The 22,420-nt window shown below is 47.1% G+C and carries 14 protein-coding genes and 1 tRNA gene; 6 read left to right on the top strand and 9 right to left on the bottom strand.

Annotated features, from left to right (window positions below; genetic code table 11):
- Nucleotides 1–3 precede the first annotated feature (3 nt).
- On the top strand, nt 4–3,210 hold the full coding sequence (locus MYF79_RS12725) for an efflux RND transporter permease subunit (protein WP_247814232.1): 3,207 nt from the start codon (nt 4–6) through the stop codon (nt 3,208–3,210).
- A 1-nt stretch (nt 3,211) separates the two neighbouring features.
- On the top strand, nt 3,212–4,339 hold the full coding sequence (locus MYF79_RS12720; protein ID WP_247814231.1) for an efflux RND transporter periplasmic adaptor subunit: 1,128 nt from the start codon (nt 3,212–3,214) through the stop codon (nt 4,337–4,339).
- Between the two features lie 79 nt (nt 4,340–4,418).
- Here MYF79_RS12720 and MYF79_RS12715 read toward each other — a convergent pair whose 3' ends face one another.
- The 5 genes from MYF79_RS12715 to MYF79_RS12695 all read right to left on the bottom strand — a co-directional run bounded on the left by MYF79_RS12715 (nt 4,419) and on the right by MYF79_RS12695 (nt 10,001).
- Nucleotides 4,419–5,840, bottom strand: coding sequence for a T9SS type A sorting domain-containing protein (locus MYF79_RS12715; RefSeq protein ID WP_247814230.1), 1,422 nt, complete (start codon nt 5,838–5,840; stop codon nt 4,419–4,421).
- 70 nt (nt 5,841–5,910) lie between these two features.
- Nucleotides 5,911–6,225, bottom strand: a complete 315-nt coding sequence (locus tag MYF79_RS12710) for a hypothetical protein (RefSeq protein ID WP_247814229.1) — start codon at nt 6,223–6,225, stop codon at nt 5,911–5,913.
- A gap of 83 nt (nt 6,226–6,308) precedes the next feature.
- Nucleotides 6,309–8,297 carry a cellulase family glycosylhydrolase gene (locus MYF79_RS12705; RefSeq protein WP_247814228.1) on the bottom strand — a complete coding sequence of 663 codons (1,989 nt, stop codon included), beginning with the start codon at nt 8,295–8,297 and terminating at the stop codon, nt 6,309–6,311.
- Nucleotides 8,298–8,630: 333 nt separating this feature from the next.
- Nucleotides 8,631–9,464 (bottom strand): S1 RNA-binding domain-containing protein, encoded by an 834-nt coding sequence (locus tag MYF79_RS12700; protein ID WP_247814227.1) that lies wholly within the window; start codon nt 9,462–9,464, stop codon nt 8,631–8,633.
- 30 nt (nt 9,465–9,494) lie between these two features.
- Entirely contained in the window at nt 9,495–10,001 is a 507-nt protein-coding gene (locus MYF79_RS12695) for a YdeI/OmpD-associated family protein (protein WP_247814226.1), read from the bottom strand.
- A 61-nt stretch (nt 10,002–10,062) separates the two neighbouring features.
- Here MYF79_RS12695 and MYF79_RS12690 point away from each other — a divergent pair, with 61 nt between their 5' ends.
- Complete coding sequence (locus MYF79_RS12690) at nt 10,063–10,566, top strand: GNAT family N-acetyltransferase (protein WP_199657361.1); 504 nt, start codon at nt 10,063–10,065, stop codon at nt 10,564–10,566.
- A gap of 4 nt (nt 10,567–10,570) precedes the next feature.
- Here MYF79_RS12690 and glgX read toward each other — a convergent pair whose 3' ends face one another.
- Both glgX and MYF79_RS12680 read right to left on the bottom strand, forming a co-directional pair.
- Nucleotides 10,571–12,703, bottom strand: coding sequence for a glycogen debranching protein GlgX (glgX, locus tag MYF79_RS12685; RefSeq protein ID WP_247814225.1), 2,133 nt, complete (start codon nt 12,701–12,703; stop codon nt 10,571–10,573).
- Nucleotides 12,704–12,780: 77 nt separating this feature from the next.
- Nucleotides 12,781–14,598 (bottom strand): glycoside hydrolase family 13 protein, encoded by a 1,818-nt coding sequence (locus MYF79_RS12680; RefSeq protein ID WP_247814224.1) that lies wholly within the window; start codon nt 14,596–14,598, stop codon nt 12,781–12,783.
- A gap of 162 nt (nt 14,599–14,760) precedes the next feature.
- On the opposite strand from MYF79_RS12680, the gene treZ reads away from it, so the two are divergent.
- The 3 genes from treZ (at nt 14,761) to MYF79_RS12665 (ending at nt 19,404) form a co-directional block, all read left to right on the top strand.
- Nucleotides 14,761–16,635: a malto-oligosyltrehalose trehalohydrolase gene (gene treZ, locus MYF79_RS12675; RefSeq protein WP_247814223.1), complete on the top strand. Its 1,875-nt coding sequence runs from the start codon at nt 14,761–14,763 to the stop codon at nt 16,633–16,635.
- Nucleotides 16,622–19,258 (top strand): malto-oligosyltrehalose synthase, encoded by a 2,637-nt coding sequence (treY, locus tag MYF79_RS12670; RefSeq protein ID WP_247814222.1) that lies wholly within the window; start codon nt 16,622–16,624, stop codon nt 19,256–19,258. The genes treZ and treY overlap by 14 nt, the downstream gene beginning before the upstream one ends.
- A gap of 62 nt (nt 19,259–19,320) precedes the next feature.
- A tRNA-Leu gene (locus tag MYF79_RS12665) sits at nt 19,321–19,404 on the top strand.
- Between the two features lie 517 nt (nt 19,405–19,921).
- Here MYF79_RS12665 and MYF79_RS12660 read toward each other — a convergent pair.
- Complete coding sequence (locus MYF79_RS12660) at nt 19,922–20,395, bottom strand: hypothetical protein (RefSeq protein WP_247814221.1); 474 nt, start codon at nt 20,393–20,395, stop codon at nt 19,922–19,924.
- Between the two features lie 1,060 nt (nt 20,396–21,455).
- The gene (locus MYF79_RS12655; RefSeq protein WP_247814220.1) at nt 21,456–21,731 is read right to left on the bottom strand and encodes a hypothetical protein; all 276 of its coding nucleotides are present in this window, start codon (nt 21,729–21,731) and stop codon (nt 21,456–21,458) included.
- Nucleotides 21,732–22,420 lie beyond the last annotated feature (689 nt).

Raw genomic sequence — 22,420 nt, 5'->3', positions numbered from 1 at the left:
TAAATGAACCTGATAAGATCAGCATTACGCAAACCAATATCCATACTGGTAATAGTGGCTGCCCTCTTCTTCTTCGGCGTAGGCGCTGTAAGAACGATCAAGGTAGACATCTTCCCCAAGCTGGACCTGCCGGTGATGTACATTGCCCACCCATTTGGTGGATATACGCCTACCCAGATGGAGGCATATTTCGGTAAGCAGTATATCAACGTCCTGCTTTACGTGAACGGTATCAAAACCATTGAAACAAAAAATATACAAGGCCTCAGCCTTCTCAAGGTGAGTTTTTATCCCGGTACGAATATGGCACAGGCGCAGGCAGAGCTAAGCGCCTTCTGTAACCGTATACAGGCCATTTTCCCGCCAGGCTCTCAACCGCCCTTCATTATCCGTTTCGACGCTTCTACCCTGCCTGTTGGCGAGCTGGTATTAAGCAGCGAAAAACGTAACAATAATGAGCTGCTGGACCTGGCCAACACTTATGTACGTTCTTCCTTCACCTCCATTCCCGGCCTGGTGTCTGCACCGCCCTTTGGTGGTAACCTGCGTACGATAGTGATCAAGGCGGATCCTGAACTGCTGCGTTCTCACAATATGACGCCCGACCAGCTGGTAGAGGCCCTGCGTATCAACAATCAGACCTCTCCTTCAGGTAACGTACGTATCGGCGATATCAACTTTATCACGCCGGCCAACACCGCCATCCGTACAGTAAAAGACTTTGAGAACATTCCGCTTTTCAAGGGCGGTGTACAAAACCTTTATCTCCGCGATGTAGCAACGGTGGAAGATGGCGCCGATATTACCGCCGGTTATGCACTGGTGAACGGACGCCGTTCCGTATACCTGAGTGTGGCCAAAGCCGGTGATGCATCTACCTGGGAAGTAGTGCAGAAACTGAAAAAGGCATTGCCGAAATTCCAGGCGCTGTTGCCCGAAGATGTAAAACTGACATATGAATTTGACCAGTCCGTATATGTGATCAACGCTGTAAAAAGCCTGATCAGTGAGGGTACCATTGGTGCGATCCTTACGGGTCTGATGGTACTGATCTTCCTCGGCGACCCAAGAGGTGCGCTGATCGTGATACTGACCATCCCGACATCTATCATTGCCGCCGTGCTCTGTCTGAAAATAGCAGGACAGACCATCAACATTATGACACTGAGCGGGCTGGCGCTGGCCATTGGCATCCTGGTGGACGAGAGTACGGTGACGATAGAAAACATACACCAGCACCTGGATATGGGTAAGCCGAAAGGACTGGCTATCTGGGATGCATGTAAGGAAATTGCCTTCCCAAAACTGCTCATCCTGTTCTGTATACTGGCAGTATTTGCACCGGCATTCACCATGGGTGGCATTCCGGGATCATTGTTCCTGCCGCTGGCATTGGCCATTGGTTTTGCCATGATCATTTCTTACTTCCTGGCACAGACCTTCGTACCTATCATGGCCAATTGGCTGATGAAGGCGCATCCACATGGGCCGGATCATATCATGAGCAAGAAGGAACTGGCAGAAAAGGCAGATATGAACAACAACGGTAAGCTTTCCTTCTTCGAAAAGGTACGCAATCGTTTTATGCGTTTCATAGAGCGGATCATGCCTGCCCGTAAAGTGATCGTATCGGTATACATCATAGCGGGAATCGGATTGGTGGTACTGTTGCTGAACACGATAGGCAGGGACGTATTGCCACGCGGCAACGGCAGCCAGTTCCAGCTGAGATTGCGTGCGCCGCAGGGAACGCGTGCTGAAAGAACGGAAGAGATCACCATCAAAACGGTACAGGCTATCAAAAGCATTGTAGGCCCGGAAAATGTAGCTATTTCATCTTCTTATGTAGGCCAACATCCCGGACAATTCTCTATCAGTCCCATTTACCTGTTCATGCCCGGCCCACAGGAAGCGGTGATACAGGTTGCACTGAAAGAAGATTATAAGGTGAATATGGACGAACTGAAAGATAAGATCAGGGAAAAGATGAAGGCAGAACTGCCGGGTGTCCTGCCATCTTTTGAACCGATAGAACTGACAGATAAGATCCTGAGCCAGGGCTCTCCTACACCGATAGAAATAAGGCTTTCCGGCAGGAATAAGCAACTCAATGAGCAGTATGCGGAAAAGGTGATCGCACAACTGAAAAAGATCCCTTATCTGCGCGATGTACAGCTTGGACAGTCTACAAAATATCCCTCATTGAAGATCACGATAGACCGTGTACGCGCCGCTCAGCTGGGCGTAGATGTAAGTGATATTTCCCGCTCGCTGATCGCGTCCACATCTTCTTCCCGTTATACAGAGAAGAACATCTGGATAGATGAGAAATCAAATCTCAGTTACAGCGTGCAGGTACAGGTGCCTGAAAATAAAATGACGGCTGTTGAGGACATCGCAGAAATTCCGCTGCTGAGAAATGCCAGCAGGCCGGTACTGGGAGATGTGGCCACCATTACCAGGGATACAACGTATGGCGAAGCAGACAACCTGGGCGCCATTCCTTCGCTCTCCGTTACAGCAAACACGAATAATATAGATTTGGGTACCGCTACGGAAGATGTAAACAAAGCCATTGCATCCATCGGTGAGCTGCCACGTGGCCTGAACGTGGAACTGATCGGTCTGAGCTCAACGCTTACGGAAACGCTGGACAGCCTGCAATCCGGGTTGATTGTAGCGGTAGTGGTGATATTCCTGATGCTGGCAGCTAACTTCCAGTCCTTCAAGGTATCGCTGGTGGTACTGGCATCGGTACCGGCGGTACTGATCGGTTCACTGACATTGCTGCTTATTACCGGGTCTACATTGAACCTGCAGTCTTATATGGGTATCATCATGTCGGTGGGCGTATCTATATCAAACGCCGTACTGCTGATCACCAATGCAGAGCAGCTGCGCCTGGGAAATGCCAATGCTTTGCTTTCTGCAAAAGAAGCCGTAGCATTACGTTTCCGTCCTATCCTCATGACCAGCCTTGCGATGGTGGCAGGTATGATCCCGATGGCAAGCGGCCTGGGAGAATCCGGCGACCAGACATCTCCGCTGGGACGTGCGGTGATCGGAGGGCTGATCGCCTCTACCTTCAGCACCCTCTTCATTTTACCGCTGGTATTTGCATGGGCGCAGGGTAAGACAACTACACAATCAGTGTCACTCGATCCGGAAGATAAAGAAAGTAAAAACTATGTACCATCCTTACACGAATAATATGAACAGTCTAAAAGCACTTGCTATCACGATAATATGCAGTTTACCTGCTACGATGCTGCTCAGCAGCTGCAGCCATACGGAAGGTAAATCAGAAACAAAGGAAGCCGCTGCGCCAGAGGAGGCTGCCGTATCTGCCCTGTCCCTGCAGAAAGGTAAATTGTCTTCCTCATTACAGATACCCGGTGAGCTCATTGCCTACCAGCAGGTGGACATCTATGCGAAGGTGAGCAGCTTTGTAAGAAAGCTGCATGTGGATGTAGGGGCTGAAGTGAGCACCGGCCAGCTGCTGGCCACTATGGAAGCACCTGAGATCAGTTCCCAGCTGGCTGGTGCAGAATCCAGGTTAAAGGCACAGGAAGCTATATACCTGGCCAGCAAAGCGAACTACGACCGTTTGTACAATACCAGCCTGACGCCGGGCACCGTGTCTAAGAATGATCTTGACATAGCGCTGGCCCGCCAGAACGCAGATAAAGCACAACTGGATGCCGCCAGGGCATCTTACAGGGAGATCAGCGATACCAGGAACTACCTGGAGATCAGAGCGCCATTTTCAGGCGTTATAAGCGCAAGAAATGTGAGTGCGGGCGCCTATGTCGGTCCGACCGGGAAAGGCTCTGAATTCCCCTTATTTACCCTCCAGGAACAAAAGAAACTGCGTCTTGTGATCTCCGTTCCGGAAGCATATACCAGTTACCTGGCCAACAACAGTGAGGTCAATTTCAATGTGAAGGCTTTTACCGGTAAATCATTCACCGCGAAGGTAAACCGTCTTTCCGGGGCCCTGGACAGCAGACTGCGTTCACAGCGTATCGAAATGGATGTGATTAACAATGATAAAAAGCTGCTTCCCGGCATGATCGCAGAAGTGAACATTCCCATGAACAGTGCAGACAGCGCGTTCCTCGTACCAAAGACGGCGGTTGTTAATTCTACTGTGAATGTATTTGTGGTGAAGGTTGTAAATGGTAAGGCGGAAAGGGTACAGGTACAGACCGGACGCGAAGCAGACGGAAAAATTGAAATATATGGAACTGATCTCAACGAGGGCGACACCATCGTAACTGCCGCCACGGAAGAGTTAAGAGACGGCGCAGACCTTAAGCACGTTAAAATAGGCAAGTAAGAAAGGATGTAATTCAGCGAAAAAGGCTGTCCGCCCACGGCGGAACAGCCTTTTTACATATATATAGGGAGCCGAATGATTATTGGATCAATACTTTCTTTGTATAGACCTTCGCACCATTTGTTACCACCAGGACATAAAAACCGCTGGCGATATTGCCGGTGGCAAGCGATACACGTTGTGTATTTGTTTTCTTATATGCCGCCACCTTCTTATTCACATCCAGTAACTGTACCTGTACCGGTTTTGACGGATCATATTTCTCTACCTGTACAGTCAGCGTACCTCCGCTCACAGACGGGTTGGGAAATACATTGATACCGGTGCTTTCTTCATGCGCTGCAACAGTTTCTGCGGGAGACAGCGCTGAAATGATCACAGAAGACACCTTGTCATTCCAGGTTGCAACATCCAGTAAAGGAACGTCTGATGTAATAGTAGTGCTGGCGCCGGAGAAGTTATCATCCGCATACAATACGATCTTATACCCCGGTGCTACCTTCAGGGAAGTAATATCATCATTACGCGCACCATAGGCCTTTAACTTGGCCAGGTTGTAGGTACCCACGGGCAGGTATATGCCATAACCACCATAGTTATAGTCCTGGAAAAGGCTCACAGCTATTGGCGCTGGTGTGGAATAAGTGAAAGGATAGGTTTGCTGTGCCTGTACAAACTGGGATTCATACTGGCTTGTCCAGCCAAAAGCGTTTGTAGCCAGTTGTTTCAGGTTCACACCTGCAGCGGCGCTCCAGAAATGCACAAACTCGCCCATGTTCATGCTGTTGTAGTTAGTACCGGATCTTGAAAAATACAGGGATAACTGTGTAAAATAGCGGTTCAATACCTGTGAGCCGCCATACTGGCTGTAAATGGGATAGAACCAGTCCCTGAACCAGGCCGTGTTGGCCCTTGGGAAACCGTCGCGGGCGGCAGTGAACTCATTATAGGCGGAAGTAGCCCTGCTTTCCAGCCCCAAGCCTTTGTAGACGTCGTAAATGAAGATCTCTGCCCATTTACTGTCTCCCCATATGCCGAAGGCGGGAGAATTATGCATGTTCTTGCCTCCTAATTCAACAATATGGGCCACTTCATGCGTAAGCAGGTTGTAATCGCCCTGCGTAGCGCCCGTCCAGGGACCGGCGCCGGCATCGATCACATTCCTGTTGTCATGGCTGGCGTCAAAATAAGTGGAAGGGTGCCCACCACTATACTTTCCTGTATGCAGGATAGCATACAGCTGTGGTTCCGTACCAAAAGAGCCATAGGTTTTCTTGGTATAACGCCATACATCACCCAGATACTGGCGGGGCCAGGTGACAGCGCTGCTGACGTCACTGTCGAAATAAAGGGCCAGATCATTGTCGAGGAACACGCGGGAAACAATCTGGTTGTGTTCAAACCAGTGCTCCTGCCAGGTAGCAGGAGTCGTTTGTGCCTTTACCTGGATAACGGGAAATGCCAGGCTGGCCAGGAGTACCAATGCGTAGAACTTTTGCATAAAAACGGGTTGAATGTGAGAAAAAAACTACCGGACCATCGCCCGGTAGCGTTATATGAATAAAAAGGACTTATTGTATAACTATTTTCCTGCTGTAATACTTCTTACCGTTTGTTACTGTCGGTATGTAAATACCGCCGGCCTTACTACCGGTGCTGAAAGAAACGCAGGATGCATTAACTTTCTTATAAACCACTGCGATGCTGTTTACATCCAACCGGAAAATATTCACAGGAGCGTTTATGCCGTATGCGGCCAGCTTCACCGGAAGGGTGTTTTCCTGTGTAGCAAGGGTATGCCAGTTGACCGGCGGTAGCGCCTGCGCCCCATGAGGGTGGAGCGTCAGGCTACCGGCCAAGAGTGCGAGGATGCAGAGGTTTCGCATTCTGTTAATGGTTATCATGAGGGAAAAGAAAAAACTTACAAAAAGAAGGACTGCCACTACGGTAGCCCTTCTCTATAAATAATTTATTGGATCAGTACTTTGCTGGTATAAGTGTCTTTACCATTGGTTACTGACAGTATATAAAATCCGCTGGCTATGTTGCCAGTTGAGATGTTCACAACAGGGGCATTGGCTTTCTTATAAACCACCACTTTCCTGTTCACATCAACAACCGCCACATTTACCGGGGCAGATGCATTGTATTTTTTCACATTTACGACCAGGGTGCTTCCTTTTGCAACCGGGTTAGGATATACCAGGAGGCTGCCATTCGCTTCAACACTCAGGTCGGTCTTGTCTGCCGGCTGTACTGCTGCTATTGTTTTAGCTGCTGCAGCACTAACGATACCGAAAGTAAATGCTTCCCATCCCTGTACGGTTTGTCTTGTACAGGTCATGGCCTGCTGACCGTTCTCAGAAGAAACATATAAGCCATTGTTGCCTCTGAGCGCTACTTTACCATCAGCAGTTTCTATCCAGTCGAACATCTCCCAGCCCTGAACAGTTGGCCTGTTACAGGTAATGGCCTGTTCTCCGTTCTCAGAAGAAACATAGTTACCGGTATTACCTTTCAGCGCGATCTTACCATTACCGGCATCTACTACCTGGAAGAATTCCCATGCCTGAGGAGTATTGGCATCGCACCACATAGCGCCTACGCCATTCTTCGATGTAACGTACTTACCATTGAAGCCCTGCAGCCAAACCGTTTTGCCGATGGGTGCATTGGCAGAACTTTTACCGGGAGCAACCGCGGCGATGGTATTCACGTTCTTTACATTGTTGGCAAATTTGATATTGTTCAATACAGCACTCATGTTGCCGGCGCCGTCTACCAGGTAGGGAGGAGGAATGCGCAGGAGTGCAGCATTCTCGCCCGCATCAAAACGTTTGTAAGTCCAGTGGAACCAACCTACTCCGGCAGCATTCATAGCAGCGATGTTAGCCCGAAGCCAGTCGGCGCTGTTCTCACCGGTTTCCCCAACCACTACAGGCACATTGTGCGTGTTACGGAAATTGTTGATGTTACCCAGTTCATTGATCTGGTTTGCATCACCATTGGTAGTGGTTGTAGAAGTAGAGGTACCATAACGATGTGCATTATACACCAGGTTACTCCTGTTGGTGAACGTAAATGGTTCCAGGTAATTATACTGGTTACCCCAGCCATTGCCCTCGATCATGAGCAGGTGCGTGTCGCCCTGTGCACGGATGGCATTGATCAGTCTTTCGAAGAGTGCATGGATCTGCTGATTCGCAGGTACGTTGTTTGGCTCATTGATCAGGTCATAGAAAGCGATCCTGTCATCGTTGATATAACGGGCAGAGATACGCTGCCATAAACGTACGGTGATGTCCTGATAAATAGATCTGTTCCACAGGTCGTTGCCCACAAATGCATCAGCAATGTTTGCATCAGTACCGGCAGCACCGGGAGCGGCATGCAGGTCTAATACAACATACATTTTGTTGGCAGCAGCCCATTTCAGCAAACTGTCTGTCAGGCGGAAACCCTCCAGGTTAGCATCAGTGAACAGGGTGTTGCTGTTGTACCAGGAGGTCAGTGAATTAACATAATTGTTGTAGGTTGATGAGTTGCGTGCAACGCCATTTCTGACTGCACGCTGCGCAGGTGTAAGGAACAGATCATAATGCAATGGCAGGCGGATGCTGTTGAAACCAAGGGAAGCCATGTAATCAACATCAGCTTTTGTGATGAAGTTGTCGCGCCAGCTCTGATAAAAGGCTTCGACGGCAGCATCGCTCTGTCCCTGATCGTACAAGCTTTTTTTAACAGACCATTGGGTACCGCCACCACCTGGTTTCATCATATATCCTTCCTGTAATAACCAACCACCGACGTTGATCCCTTTCAGGATCACTTCCTGGTTATCGGCATTGACAATACGTTTCCCGTCGGCCCGCAGGCGGGTCAGCTGGGAGTATGCCTGCCCGGCCCCAAGGCACAGGGCCAGCAAAAGCAGTGAACAAAATAGTCTAAGTTGACGCATATTTCGTGGAATGACGCACAACCGGTTTGTGTAATGGATCTTCATAGAGGGTATTTAAGGTTTTCATATCGAAAATGGCTTGCTTACCGGCCAGGTAAGCTACGCTACGCATAGATGTCGCACAAGAAAGGATTGGGTACCACGTAAACGATTGCTTTTTTTTGCAAATGAGGATAAGTAACTGATGTTCAACAAACAATCATTCAGCTGATACATGGGTGTTATAACGGGTAGTTAGGGCGGGAAGGAATAAGATAAAAGGACAGCTCCTCCGGCACTGATGATGGTCAGGCGGGGAGGAGCTGTATTACCTGTGAAATATATTCTCAGCAGTTAATCTTCATCAATCAGTTTGATGCCTGTCTGCGTAAAGATGATCTTACGTTGTTTATATAGCGCGCCGGTGGTCATTTTAAAGGTCTTCTTACTCATACTGAAGAAATCGTAGATCTCCTCCGGAGCTGACTTATCGTGGTAAGGCAGGTAGCCATCGTTTTCCTTCAGCAGGCGCAGTATCTTATCTGCTTCACTCTCGACCCTGTCATAACCGGGCTTGCCGGTCACCACGTCTATTTTATCGCCTTTGATGGATTTGATGAAGCCTTTGAGTTTATCGCCAATATCCACGGGGCCAAATACTTCACTATAGTGCAGGATACCTGTATGTTTATTATTAATGATCACTACAAAGCCTATCTCGGAGCGGCGGTATACGATCATATCCACAACATCCAGCTCTTTTACTGTCAGGTTTTCATTGCTCAGATAAGGATCTATTTTCTCTGTTGCCGCTACCCTGCCGGTCAATTCATCCAGGTAGATCTTTACCAGGTAATCCTGTCCCGGGTGCATTTTGCTGATCTGCTTGGAGGCTGGTACAAACAGGTCTTTCATCAGTCCCCAGTCCAGGAAGGCGCCCTGTTCTGTCACGCCTGTTGCCTTCAGGTTCACGATATCTCCCACTATACCATATGGCTCCTGGCTGGTGGCTGTCAGCCTGTTCTCTGAATCATGATAGATGAATACTCTCAGTTCATCTCCTTTTTTTGCATCTTTCGGCACGAAGCGTTTAGGCATCAGGATCTCCTGTTCACCCCCGTCCAGGAACAGACCAAACTCACTCTCTTTCTTAACCCGTAACAGGTTGTATTCGCCGACTTTATACATGTAATCTCTTATTTACCCGCAAATGTACAATTACTTTCCCTTGTTCGCTCTCATCATGGTGGGGTAATCCTGTTTCCTTGCCAGCGCAGTGACCGCCTGTGCAATGCGTTTGGCCTTCGTAGGCTCGGTTTTGGCACTTTCGATCCACTTCATGAAATAGTTCCTGTGCCCTTTTGCAAGGCTGTTAAAGAAGGCCAGCGCCTCCGGCTCATCTTCCAAACATTCCATCAGCTCGGGCGAAGAAACAGGCTCGGGGTTATCATCTTCTTCGATCTGTACTACCAGCTGTGCTCCGGCCCTTTTGGCGATAGCTCTGCGCATGTCTGCATTCACTGGCAGAATAAAGGAACCGTCGCCCATCGGCATCACGGCAACGGCCTCAATGGCATGCTTATCCAGCTTTCCCTTTACCCGGAATGACTTCCTGTTCCCTGGCTTCAGTTGCTGCGCAATATCTTCCGGAATAACAATGTATGTCCATCCGGTCTTTTCGCCCTGCTTCTCGAATTTCAACATGGTGGCAGTATACTTAACCATCTTGCTTTTTTTTGCTAACTTACTTAATAGGTCTGAATTTTAACAATTATAGAATTGCATTATGCTTGTCTGTGAAACATCCAGGTTAATTGTTCGCCGCTTTACCATTGACGACGCGCCTTTTATTGTCCGCTTGCTAAACACTGACATCTGGCTGTCGTATATCGGCGACAGGAATGTCAGGGGATTAGATGACGCGCGCAACTACCTGGTGAATGGCCCGCTGGCAAGTTATGACCGTTATGGATTTGGCTTGTATCTCGTAGCGCTGAAAGACGAGCATACGCCTGTAGGTATGACGGGGCTGATCAAAAGGAACGGGCTGGAAGAAGTAGATATAGGTTTTGCCTTCCTGCCTGAATATACAGGCAAGGGCTACGCTTTCGAGGCAGCCAGCGCCGTAAAGCATTACGCTTTAACAACCCTGCAACTGCCCCGCGTAGCAGCTATTACAACAGAGAAAAATGAACATGCTATCACCCTTCTTAAGAAGATAGGCCTGCATCATGAAAAGATGGTACAGTTGCCGGGGAGCAGCACGGAATTTATGTATTTCATTAACTGATCTGTCAGTGCATTAACTTATGCCGTAGCACAACGACTGACCGTGCATCTACTTTTATCACGCCATCACCGCAATAGGTTTCTTCACCGGCCGTCACATGCATATCCTTTGTATCCAGCATCTTCGTCCAGTCGCGACCATATTTCTCATGCGGCAGCCTGAAGTCGAGTGGTTCGTAATGGGCATTGAAAATAATATAGAAGCTGTCGTCCACTATCTGTTCCCCTTTCGCACCGGAGGCATGCAGCCCCTTGCCATTGAAGAATACGGCCATGGACTTTGCAAAATCATGGCTCCAGTGCTCGTCTGACATTTCAGAACCGTCCGGCAGGAACCAGGCAATATCTTCCAGGCCGATCCCCTTAATAGGCTGCCCCTGGAACCAGCGTCTCCGGCAGAATGCAGGATGTGCTTTCCGCAGGGCTATCAGCTGACGGGTGAACTGGAGCAGGTCATGGTCGACCTCCTGCCAGTTAACCCAGGACAGCTCATTATCCTGGCAATAACCATTATTGTTGCCCCGCTGGGTACGACCCAGTTCATCTCCGGCGAGGATCATAGGAACACCCTGCGACAGCAGCAGGGTAGCAAAGAAATTACGTTGCTGGCGGCGTCTCAGTGCCAGTACTGCTTCATCATCAGTAGGGCCTTCTGCCCCGCAATTCCAGGAGCGGTTATGGTCTTCACCATCCGTATTATTGTCCTGGTTTGCCTCATTATGCTTTTCATTGTAGGAAACCAGGTCATGCAATGTAAATCCATCATGGGCTGTTACAAAGTTGATGCTGGCCGTCGGGCTGCGATAGTCATTCTTGTACAGGTCTGAGCTGCCGGTAAACCTTTCCGCAAACTCTCCCAGCATACTGTCAGCGCCTCGCCAGTAATCGCGGATGCAGTCCCTGTATTTACCATTCCATTCTGCCCATCCCGGCGGGAACTTACCGACCTGGTAACCGCCTTCGCCAATATCCCAGGGTTCCGCTATCAGTTTTACCTGCGAGATAACGGGGTCCTGGTAAATGATATCAAAGAAAGCACTCAGGCGGTTCACTTCATGCAGCTCGCGTGCCAGCGCAGATGCCAGGTCGAAGCGGAAACCATCCACATGCATTTCCAGTATCCAGTAGCGCAGGCTATCCATCATTAACCTTAATACATTGGGCAGATAGGCATTCAATGTATTACCAGTACCGGTATAGTCCATGTAGAAGCGCTTGTCGTCCGTAAGCCGGTAGTAAGATGCATTGTCAATTCCCCGGAAGGACAGCGTAGGCCCCAGGTGATTGCCTTCACCTGTATGATTATATACTACATCCAGGATCACCTCTATACCTGCCTGGTGCAGGACTTTCACCAGTTGTTTGAATTCAGTTACCTGTTGCCCCAGTACACCACTTGCAGCATACCGGGCATCAGGTGCAAAGAAACCGATGGTGTTATATCCCCAGTAATTGGTCAGCCCTTTATCTACCAGGTGCCTGTCTGCCACAAAATGGTGTACAGGCATCAGTTCAACAGCTGTAATACCTAATTCCTTCAAATAGTTAATCGTAACGGGATGCGCCATTCCGGCGTAGGTACCCCTGATCTCTTCGGGTATGTCAGGATGCTGTTTGGTAAATCCTTTCACATGCGCTTCGTAGATGATGGACTCGTTATAGGCTATCCTGGGAGGCTTATCTCCTTCCCAATCGAAATAGTCATCTATAACAACACATTTAGGTATGAACGGAACACTATCCACATCACTGAAGCTGAGGTCTTCTTCGGGATCGTTCATCTTATAGCCAAATAAGGCATCACTCCAGTTGATCGTACCGGCAATTGCCTTAGCGTAAGGATCTATCAGTAACTTCTTCGGATTGAAACGGTGCCCGTTCTGTGGTTCATACGGGCCGTGCACCCGGTAACCGTACAGCTGCCCCGGTTTTACGTCCGGGAGATAACAATGCCATACCTGGTAGGAACGCTCCCTGATCTTTATTTTCACTGCTTCCACCTCGTCTGCAGTAGTGTTAAACAAACATAATTCTACCCCTGTAGCATTGTCTGCATACAGCGCAAAATTTACTCCTTTCCCGTCCCAGGTAGCCCCTAGCGGATAAGGACTTCCAGGATAAACAACAGTCTGGTTCATAATGGATGATTGGCCTCCCGCGTTCCCTTCCCGCTTTGAGGAAGGGAAGCCAGGAGTATTTATGATTTAATCAATTGTCAGATGGTGAGCTCATTGGATTCCATGCTCGAGTCTTGCTCTTTTATTTTCCCCGCAGGCAATTCTTCCGTAAAAGCCTGTGCTTCGTCCTGCAGGGGTGGCAGATCTGTTGGCAGCGGGCCAAAGATCAATGCCTGATAAGGCGATAGTGTCACTTCATTGTTCTCAAGCCGGAATGAGAGCATGTTGTTTACCAAAGGTTCTGTTCCGACGTCCAGCACGAATGGTAATTTATACAACACCTCCTCTTTTGAAAAGTTGAGTACGATCAATAGCTTTTCTTCATCCAGTGTACGTGTATAAGTATATACCTGTGGATGATCAGGATCCAATAGTTCATATGCACCATATACCAGCACTGGTTTATGTTTTCTCAGCAATACCAGCTGGCGGAAATATTGCAGGATAGATCTTTCATCCTTGTCCTGGTTAGCGGCATTGATAATTTTATAGTTATCGTTGATCTTCAGCCAGGGCTTTCCGGTGGTGAAACCGGCGTTGGGAGAGCCATCCCACTGAAAGGGCGTACGGCCATTATCCCTGCCTGTTATCTTTGCATCTTCCAGGAAACGCGCGGTATCTCCGCCCTGACTTTCCACATACTTGTACATGCTGATCGTTTCAATATCCTTGTAGTCTTCTATTCTCTCAAAGCGGATGTTCGTCATACCCAGTTCATCTCCATGGTAGAAGATAGGCGTAGCACGCATCGTAAGCAGGAAGGTGATCAGCAGTTTGGCAGAAACCTCCCGGAATGGCTCTTCATCATTTCCCCAACGGCTTACCATACGTGGCTGATCGTGGTTACTGAGGTAGATCGTTCCCCAGCCTTCTGTTGCAAATACTGCATCCCAATCTGTATATAGTTGCTTTAATTTCTTCAGGTTCAGCCCTCCGGGTTCCAGGCGTTTATATCCTTCCTTTGCAAAGCCGAGCTGCACGCCTTCGAAGTGATATAACATATGCAGTTCCTTACGATCTTCCTTTACAAAATCGAGGGCTTCATCTTTCGTGATACCGGAGGCTTCAGCAAGTGTTACTACATCGGGCCTTTCAAGTGTTTCACGGTGCATTTCCCGAAGGTACTCGTGCAGATGGGGACCGTGCGAGTAATAGCCTGCCCAGTCAGAGTTGAATTTCTCTTTCACGATGTTGTCCACTTCCGGCCAGGATGTATCTTTTGAGATGTAGCAGATAGCATCCATTCTGAATCCATCTACCCCCTTCTCAAACCAGAAGCGCATTACATCATAAATAGCTTTGCGTACTGCCGGATTCTCCCAGTTGAGATCCGGCATTTTCTCGGAGAAATAATGCAGATAATAGGAATCGGTAGCCTTATTGTAGGTCCATGCATTTCCTTTAGGATCGAAGTGGCTGTACCTGTGAGGAGGTTTTCCTTTCTCGGCCGGCCACCAATGATAATAGTTATAGTAAGGGCTCTCCCGTGATTGTCTTGCATCCGCAAACCAGGGATGCTCATCACTGGTATGATTGACAATAAGATCCAGCATCAGGCGGATGTTCCTGTCGTGCAATCCCTTAATCAATGCATCAAGATCCGCCATTGTCCCCATCTCGTCCATGACATCGTAAAAGTCACTGATATCATATCCATTGTCGTCATTGGGGGACTTGTAAATGGGGTTTAACCAGACCATATCGATACCAAGACTTTTTATATAGTCCAGTTTAGATATGATGCCTTGCAGATCTCCTATACCATCACCATTGCTATCTTTAAAACTCCATGGATAGATCTGATATATAATGGATTCCTTCCACCAGTTTTTGTCCCTTACTACTTTGTTCGACATAGATCACATTTCGGGTTAATGACATTACACGCTGCAAAAACCCTGCACAGCGCAAATCAGCCACCCCGGTATTAAAAGAAATCATTTTTACACACCAGACTGTAGAAATAGCGCCGCATCATTTCCACATTATCAGCGTTAGGTATTAGAAAGCATCTGGCCATGATTACACTGGCATATTATTTTCCCTTTACCTGCAAAAAAGATACATTGACAAGTAACTATACTTTTGCCGGGGCTGCTTTGCTGCCCGGCGGCATATGCAAATTCAGTGTTTGGGCGCCCTTCAGGAAGCAAATGGTATTATCTGTTTTACAGCCTCAGCAGGCCTCATATCCCATGGTACGCGATGATCATGGCTACTGGCATGTTGAGGTTGATAATATACAGGCAGGTACGCGTTATAAATACATACCCGAAGACGGGCCTCCCCTGCCCGATCCGGCCTCCCGTTCACAACCGGAAGGCGTACATGGACCATCCGAAGTAGTAGATACTCATTTTAACTGGACAGATGATACATGGCAGGGACTGGACCTGCAGGAGCTGGTCATTTATGAACTGCATACAGGCACCTTCTCATCCTCACATGATTTTCAGGGCGTCATTGAGCGCCTGGAATATCTGCGTTCCCTGGGCATTACGGCAATAGAGATCATGCCTGTTGCACAATTCCCAGGTAGTCGCAACTGGGGATATGATGGTGTGTATCCTTTCGCTGTACAAGATTCCTATGGCGGCGTAAAGGGACTGAAACAGCTTGTCAACGCAGCACATCAGCATGGCATTGCTGTAATACTTGATGTTGTGTATAATCACCTGGGGCCGGAAGGCAACTACTTTTCACAATATGGTCCATGGTTTACGGATAAATATAAAACACCCTGGGGACCGGCGCTCAACTTTGATGACGCCTGGTGCGATGCCGTGAGAGGATATTATATTCAGAATGCACTCATGTGGCTGGATGAGTTCCATATCGATGGCCTGAGAATGGATGCGGTACATGCCATCTGGGATTGCAGTGCGAAACATTTTACAGCTGAGTTGTCTGAAAAAGTGTACGAATTACAGGCGGCGCTGAATAAGAAGAAACTGCTGATCGCTGAACTGGATCTGAACAGTCCGCGATATATCGCTCCCAGACAGGAAGGCGGCTATGGCCTGCATGCACAGTGGATAGATGAGTTCCATCATGCCTTGCGCAGTCTTCTGACGGGAGATTTGAACGGCTATTACGCAGACTTCGGCGGACTTGCGCCGCTGGCGAAGTCGTTTCGTGATTCTTATGTGTATACAGGGCAATATTCATCGGTACGTAAAAGGAATTTCGGGGTGTATCCTACCGGAAGAGACTATCACCAGTTTGTTGTTTTTGCACAAAATCATGATCAGATCGGTAACCGCATGCTGGGCGACCGCCTAAACAGTTTGCTGCCTTTTGAAGCACAAAAACTGGCAGCAGCTGTGTTATTGTTATCTCCCCATATCCCCATGCTGTTTATGGGAGAGGAATACGGGGAAACACGTCCTTTCCAGTTCTTCACCAGCCATAGTGATAAAGACCTGATAGCTGGTGTGACGGAAGGTCGTAAAAAGGAGTTTGCGTCGTTTGCATGGGAAGGCGAAGTGCCAGACCCGCAATCAGAGGAAACATTTAATAATTGTGTACTCAGCTGGGAAACGAAGTCCGTTACAGGTACCGCATTAACGGAACTATACCGGTTCCTCATCGCCTTCAGGAAAACAAGACAGGCCATGCAACATACCTCCCGTAACAGCGTAAAAGTATATACACCGTCCACGCATCTATTGGCAGTGGAGCGTGCAGGAAAGGATGACAAGGTATTATTGCTTTTCAATTTCAGCGAACATCCCGTTCAATATATGCACGACGGAGAAGGATCACTGGAGAAGAAATTCGATTCCGCCGCAGCTGTCTGGAATGGTCCCGGCAGTGAGGCGCCAGACGAGGTAACATCAGCAGCAGCTATTTCGCTACAACCATACTCAGCTATTGTATATGAAATCATATAGTCCGCCGTCTGCAACTTATCGTTTGCAGCTACATGCAGGTTTTACTTTTAAGGCATTAAAAGAGATCCTGGATTATCTCCATCTGCTTGGTATTTCTACGGTGTATGCCTCGCCTGTATTTACAGCGACGCCGGGAAGTATGCATGGCTATGACGTGACAGAGCCTCATCAGATCAATCCTGCTATTGGCAGTATTGAGCAATTGCGGGAAATAAGGAAAATACTGCAGCAGAAGGATATGAACTGGCTGCAGGATATCGTACCTAATCACATGGCCTTTCATCCTTCCAATGCACGTTTGTATGATGTAATGGAACGAGGTCCTTTATCGCCTTACTATGAATATTTCGATATAGACTGGCAGCATTCTGCGCCTGAGCTCTCAGGCAAAGTAATAGCGCCATTCCTGGGAAAAGACCTGGAAACATGTATCGCTGATGGTGAAATAAAACTGGTGTTGACAGATAAAGGATATGCGGTCAGCTATTTTGAACAGGTATTCCCCTTTTCCATTTCGGCCTATGATGCGCTACAATCCGTGTTAACTGACAGTGATGCCTTGCCGGTACATGCATTATTAGATGCACTCTACCAGCAAGCCACTTCCGGCGCCTCGCTGAAGGACTGGCAACAGGCAAAGCATCAGTTGTATACACCGGTCAACCAGGCTTTGCTGGAAGGTATTGTTGCCCGCGTGAATAAGGACAGGGAACTGTTGACCACACTCCTGCGGCAGCAGTACTATCATCTGTGCAACTGGCAGGAAGCTGACAGGCAGATCAATTACCGGCGCTTCTTTACTGTGAATGAACTGATCACGCTGAGAATGGAATCGCCGGCGGTATTTGACGAATATCATACTTTCCTGCATAGCCTTTACCGGGAGGAACTGATACAGGGGCTCCGCATCGATCATATAGACGGCTTGCGCGACCCCGCTACCTATATTGAACGTTTACGGATGCTGTTTGGCAGTAACTGTTACATTATTGCTGAAAAGATCCTGGAATACGAGGAGACACTGCCATCTGACTGGGCCTTACAGGGTACCAGCGGATACGAGTTCCTGTCGCTCACCAATCATTTGCTGACCAGTGCTGCAGGCGAACAACAACTACGTGCATTTTACAATGAACTGCTGCCTGATACAGCCGATTACAGTGATATCGTATATGAGAAAAAGAGGCTGATCCTGGAGCGATATATGGGTGGGGAATGGGAGAACCTTGTCCGTTACTGTTATGCCCTCAAACTGGCAGATGCGCGCACTAACCGCGAACACCTGAAAGAAGCACTGGCCCTGTTTATTGCCTGCCTGCCGGTATACCGCCTCTACCCTTCCCAATGGCCGCTGGATCAATATGCGCAGGAGATCATCGGGGATACCTTTGCAAAAATGCGGTCTGTCAACCGCCTTGCAGAAGCGGAGATAGCGTTGCTGGAATCGCTCTGGGAGGAGATCCATGATGCAGAGAAAGCGCGCAACAGACTGCTCTTCCTGCAAAGGTTAATGCAGTTCACCGGTCCGGTAACGGCCAAAGGCGTGGAAGATACCACCTTCTATGTATACAATGCCCTCCTTTCGCATAATGAAGTAGGTGATAGTCCGACGATAGCCGATTTTTCCATCAATACATTCCACCAGCGGATGACAGCCAGGCAACAGCATACGGCCTGTTCCCTGAATGCTACCTCTACACACGACACCAAGCGCGGAGAAGATGGCCGTATACGCCTCAATATACTCTCGCTAATACCCGACGACTGGCAGCAACAGGTGGCGCAGTGGAGGGAACTGAACCGTTCTTATGTCAATACACTGACGCCGGCTGATGAATATTTCATTTATCAGTCCATCGTAGCCGGCTTCCCTCCCGACGGCATTGTGACGCCGGATTATATCGAGCGCTTACAGCAATATTTCATCAAAGCTGTCCGCGAGGCTAAGGTCAATTCAACATGGGCAGCGCCTGTGGAAGCGTATGAAAACGATGGCCTCAATTTTATAAAGCAGATCCTTACAGATGAAACGGGATTTCTTGAAAGTGTGCGCAGCCTCCTTGACAGGGTCAATCATTATGCGTTTATCAGCTCCCTGGCCCAGGTATTGATCAAAATAACCGCCCCCGGCATTCCGGATATTTACCAGGGCTGTGAACTGTGGGACTACAGTTACGTAGATCCGGATAACCGCCGGCCTATAGATTATACCTTCCGCAGGCAATGTCTGGAAACAATCATTGCAAAGGAAAAGACACCTGACTTCTTTTCCTATCTTTCGGAACACCGGCAGCAAGGCCTGGAGAAATTATTTGTAACATGGAAGGCATTGAACTTCCGTCGTACACATAATGACCTTTTCACAGAGGGTGATTACATCCCCCTGCAATGCAGTTCCACCAACATCGTGGCATATGCCAGGGTATACCGGCAACAATGGGTGATCGTTATTGCCCCGCTTCCGGGGGAGACAGATACGACCGCCGCTGTTCTTCTGCCCACCGGCGCTTCGGGGCCATGGCGGAACATTTTTACGGGTGAAATGTTAGATAGTAAAGGGGAAATATCAGTCGCAGATGTGTTCAAAACATTCCCAATGGGACTGCTAACAAATGAAATTTGAAAAAAAATTTGTTGGTTTTAAAAAAGTTTCTACATTTGCACTCCCTGACACGGAAAACAGATGCCCAGATGGCGAAATTGGTAGACGCACTGTGTTCAGGTCGCAGCGCTCGCAAGGGTGTGCTGGTTCGAATCCAGTTCTGGGCACAAAAGCGGAAAGGTCGGAGTATTCTCCGACCTTTTGCTTTTTATAGTCGTCTGAGCCCGCTCTGGGCCTGCTTATCAACTCGAGGATGATGTTTGGTGCTGTGGTTCGAAATTTGTTTTCTGAAAAAATCAGCTTTTCTGCGAAGATCGAACCAATGATTTGTTTTTTGCCTATTGGGGAAGCGGAAATATAGCGATTAGCAATGTTCTCCATGAAGTTATTGATTTACGATCTTTTGACCATAACGTCAACAATTCACCGATTATAATATATCCTACAACTATTATTGACACATAATTGATGCACGGAATGACACACAGACTTTGTCGCGGTTCTCTACTAGCAACCCATTAGTTCCTCCAAGATCGTTGGAAAATACAGATTGATTAATTTCATTCAATCTCATTTCACAACACTTGATTCATTGCTATTGGTTTATATTGTAAAAAGACAGTCTATAGTACTAACCGAGATACCAAGGGCTGAAAGTTTCAACTTGGCGAGAACAAGAAGCTCTTACAGCGTAGGAAAGTCAGCCGGCACATCAGATAGGCAAACTTCTGAATACATAGCGAGCCCTAAAATTGAATCTATATTTTCTGCCGAAAAATCCTTTCTACCCTTTCCATTAGCATATATGATACTAACTTTCCCCTCTTTCATCACGAACTCTGTCGCATACGTAAATCGTTGAAGAGTTGGTAAAAAAATTTGAAAAAGCATGGCTTTGGAACATTGTATATCAGCTGTAACTGGAGACGTTGACATCTCCCATCCAGGGTGATGACAATCGGCGGAAAATTTGATACTTCTTATGTGCAGCCATCTAAATTCCCTACTATTACCGTTACAATCATCCCTCAATATGATTTTTTCTTTACTCACAAAAATTATTTTCCCATAGAATTGCTTGTCTCCTGTGTCAATATAATCGGCTCGCGCTATAAAACAGGAGAATATGCAAAGCAGTATAAATTGTATTTTTTTCATGGCTTGAGATTTAAAAATATGTTTCAATTAACGTTATATCACGTTTGGCAATCCTTTTTATAATCGGATACGCGTTTTTCTCATCCTTGTTGAGAGGTGTAAAGAATGTTACAAAGTCATTATCGACTAAAAATAAGAGATAAGTCTTATTATCTATGTCGGATCTAATAATTATGTCAGGAGAAATTATTGTCTTTATTTTAGGGAGATTACTTGTTTCTTTATAAATATCCGAGATAGCCTGATTTGCACCTGCCCTTTGGGAAAGAGGATAAATGATTATCAAATTAATAAACAGGAAAAAATAAATAAATGGCGTACGGATACGTAGATAATATTTAATCTTTTTTTGAATTGCATATACTTCAAAAATTGATAAAAGAATAGTTAAAATATAGGGAGTTATAATAAACCTTGAATTAATTACCATAGTTAGGCCTTTATAGATTATATGCATAGTAGATATATTTTGTTGTTGATATCTGAAACCGAATCTTTGAAAGTAGGCATCTATAAATATTAACCCACTGCATACGATCACAAAAGACAATAAGAAAAACTCGTCCTTGATATTACGGAGTGAAATATCTGAGGAATTGTTCGGCTCTCTGATATTATTATTCTGTCTTAACCATTTGGGGAAGGCGTGAAATTTACAATAGACATTTCGATTGCTATTTTTTCCCATGGGGCTGCTATAAAAACTTATTTGTTATACGTATTTCTAGATTATGCTATGTTTTTCCTACCTCTGTTGCTAGCCTATACTAAACCCGCGTTATCATCTTTTCTGCCCCTAAACAATGGGCAAATGATTCCCGGTCGCATATTGCAAGAGGCATTATTAAACCTCATTGCCTAAAGCTACGATGGCATTCACCTTAATGTAATCTAAGCATAAGTCCTATTGCAAAAAATACCAACTAGTTTGTATTTTTTCCCTTCTGAAATCTTCAATCAGCTGCAATAAATGATTGGGAAAGGAAGCTGAATGTTCAGAATGTCCTCTGTTGCATCCATGTTTATATTGCTTTAGCTGAGATTTCTCTTTATTAAGAAGTCAATTCGATGGTACCTTTAATGGAAGTGGCAAAAAACGTAAAAAATACGGTGCCCCCTTTTTAACATCAGGTATACGCTTACATATACGTTTGAGGTAATTGCAGACAATCCATTTCTCCGCATCTACTGCACTTGCACCCTTCTTATTCAGTGAGTCAAAGCAGTCATACAATAGTCCGATGTCAATAAACACGTGCAGGTCAGTCAGCGCTTCTCCCGGTTGCTTCCTTGCCCGGGCCGCTATCTGCATCACTACTGTTAACACTTCGTTCATGTCTCTGGTACATTTAGTGTTGCTAAGATGCTAGTTCCGTAAACAGACATCCCCTTCCCTACTAAGTGACTTTCATAGAGCTGATTTCCCACTCTTCTAACGGTACTATGAGGATGCTAAGACTGTCTTCGTCCTTCTCCTTACCTTCAATTTCTCTCGTTTAGGATACCTCCAGATATCGCCTTTTCTTAGCGCTTAACAAGGTGACAATACAAACCCTGTAAGCCGGATTGTTCTTGTTCGGTCAATCCAATGAGACTGCCGTTTGGAGACATTAGGCTCTCCTGTGTTCCCGTATCACCCCAGTCTGCCTTTGATATGTTCTTATCGCCAGGTCGAATCGCCCCCACTTATCTATAACGTAGGTTTGATGTTGCCTTAGCTTTTCGGACAGCTAAAGCTTCAACATACAGAAGCGTTTCGAGGCTCAATTGCATACCTTCAGCAGTCGCTGTCTACGCTTCGTGCCATCATCTCTGACGACTATGCAAGGCTCGCTTCCGATGATTGACTAAACCTTGTCGGACAGGATTGGCTACCTGTCGGATAATTTCGAGGTGTTTCATCTAAAAAAAATCCTCACCTCATGGACTTTGCACAGCGCAATCGAAAATGACTCGCTACTGGGCACTTAAAATAGTAACCCCGCTCTGCGAGTGGGGTTACTATTTTAATGATATTTCCCATCT

It is taken from the genome of Chitinophaga filiformis (assembly GCF_023100805.1).
GTDB classification, from domain to species: Bacteria; Bacteroidota; Bacteroidia; order Chitinophagales; family Chitinophagaceae; genus Chitinophaga; species Chitinophaga filiformis_B.
Note: the sequence above shows the minus strand (reverse complement) of the source record. Positions and strands in the feature narration are given on the sequence as shown.